2 protein-coding genes and 1 pseudogene are annotated in these 1,835 nt (G+C 65.9%); all 3 read right to left on the bottom strand.

The window, feature by feature from the left end:
- Positions 1–60: 60 nt before the first annotated feature.
- The 3 genes and pseudogenes from AB0N06_RS38775 to AB0N06_RS38765 all read right to left on the bottom strand — a co-directional run bounded on the left by AB0N06_RS38775 (position 61) and on the right by AB0N06_RS38765 (position 1,762).
- Positions 61–483 (bottom strand): hypothetical protein, encoded by a 423-nt coding sequence (locus AB0N06_RS38775; protein WP_366139356.1) that lies wholly within the window; start codon positions 481–483, stop codon positions 61–63.
- Between the two features lie 34 nt (positions 484–517).
- Positions 518–1,080 (bottom strand): annotated as a pseudogene (locus AB0N06_RS38770) (IS701 family transposase); the annotation flags it as partial.
- Between the two features lie 76 nt (positions 1,081–1,156).
- The gene (locus AB0N06_RS38765) at positions 1,157–1,762 is read right to left on the bottom strand and encodes a VWA domain-containing protein (RefSeq protein WP_366139355.1); all 606 of its coding nucleotides are present in this window, start codon (positions 1,760–1,762) and stop codon (positions 1,157–1,159) included.
- Positions 1,763–1,835 lie beyond the last annotated feature (73 nt).

The following is a 1,835-nucleotide window of genomic DNA, read 5'->3' as shown; positions in this document are numbered from 1 at the left end:
GCTTCGTTGTGTCCGGTCGCGCATACACCCCGCATCGTCACACCGCCGTGACCTGCACACTCACGAGCTCACCGGGACTTTGCAATCGCCCTGCCGCCAGGGGTCGCGGCCCGCGTTCTCGTCGTCCTGACAGCGCATGACGACCGGCCACTGGTCGGGGTTGTCGGATGCTGTGGTGTCCCGGTAGAGGGTGTCGGCGGTACGGGTGGCGCCGAAGGGAAGGGCGCCGGGGGCGTCACGCCGAGTCTGCTGCACCCAGGCCCCGTAGTCGAACCACCCGCGGTTGACGCATGGCATGTGGAGCCAGAGCCACGCGCCGATGTCGAGGGGGCCGTACGCCGCGGTGATGGCCTTGTAGTCGGCGGGCAGGCTCATCCCCAACCACGTCTCGACTGCTGCCCAGTCGACAGGTACGGCGAAGTCGGCCGGCGGTTCGCCGAAGATCTCGGCGAAGGCGTTGACGTGCGGGTCTGAAGCATTCACGGGTCTCTAGTACTCCAGCCGTAGATCGTGATCTTCATGGTTGGTGGGCGGCCTGGCGCTGGTAGTGGCAGGTGCGGGCCCGGGCCTGATGGCGGCGTCGCCAGTCGGACCAGCGGAGTCGGTGGGCGGCTGTGTGGATGGGCTGGGTGACGAGCGCAGTGAACAGGTGCTGGATCTCGTTGCAGGTCAGCGGGATCAGGCCGTCCGGGGCTTGTTCCTGAGCGCGTTCGTGGGCGGTGGCTGCGGCGAGGAAGGCGTGGGCGAGCATCGCTAGGGTGACCCAGCGGTGCCAGGACGTCCAGCGCCTGACTTGGTGTTCGTCCAGTCCGGCCAGGCACTTGCCAGACTGGAAGGTCTCCTCGACGGTCCATCTGCGTCCGGCGACCTTCACCAGGGCGGATAGTGAGGCCGGGGTGGCCGAGTAGCAGCGGTAGAAGGCGAGTTCACCGGTGCGCCGGTTGCGGCGGACGAGCAGCTGGCGGTGGCCGGGCCGGTCGTCGGCGATGTCGGCCAGGGCCCAGTCGTAGAAGCGGTGTGCCAGGCCCGCTTGGGCAGCTTCTTGACCAGGACATCAGCGCGGATTTTCCCGGCGCGGGTGAGAGTGACCAAGACCCTGTCGTCGCGGCAGCCGCATCCAATCTCCCCTGTACGCCAGGTTTTGATCATCCCCCCATTACCGTCGCCGGGACTCCCGCACCCAGCGCGCGTAGGGCTTGATCATCGAGTACTGCTGGAACGCGTCCAGACCTCCCGAGATGTCCAGGTTCCAGGAACCGTTGTAGTGGGCGTTCGCGATCTCTGGGCGTTCTTCGCGAATGTCGTCCAATCGGTCCAGCACCGACCAAGGCAGCTCGTCCAACTGGGCGATGAACTGCCAGAACAGCGGCTTCCCGGCTGCCTTTTTCAGGCGCGCGGCGACGGCCGCATCCTCGCCCACCATCGACTCCACGTGGAAAAGGACTAGTACGGGCATGCGAGAGTTCCCGTACTCCGCCGTCAATGTCCCCATCGCGTTAGCGACGCTGTCGCTTGTGAACAACCCATACCCCTGTACCGAACGCGCCAGCGCGTTCTCGTCGACAGGGCTTCCGGGAAAGATGCGTTCCTTCGTGAGGACCGCCCAATCCGCGATCCACGGCTCGAGGCAGCCGCGTTCGATCGCGGGCAGGCGGTGGCAGTCCGCCCCGTAGATCCAGACATCCGGTACACCCGCCTCGTCCAGGTACTCTGCGATGCGCGCAGCTCGGCGCACCGTTTTTTTCTGGCTCTCCTGCCGCATGTGTGGGTGCTGTGACCTGGGCTGATACGTGAAACACGCCGCTTCCTGTGATCCTTGAGGTGTCTAGGCTCAA

The organism is Streptomyces sp. NPDC051020, assembly GCF_040683105.1.
In the GTDB taxonomy this organism is placed as follows: domain Bacteria; phylum Actinomycetota; class Actinomycetes; order Streptomycetales; family Streptomycetaceae; genus Streptomyces.
The sequence above is the reverse complement of the archived record's forward strand: the minus strand, read 5'-3'. Positions and strand labels throughout refer to the sequence as shown.

Excerpts from the sequence above, each read along its gene's own strand:
- AB0N06_RS38765 (WP_366139355.1), bottom strand. The coding sequence starts at position 1,762 with ATGCGGCAGGAGAGCCAGAAAAAAACGGTGCGCCGAGCTGCGCGCATC.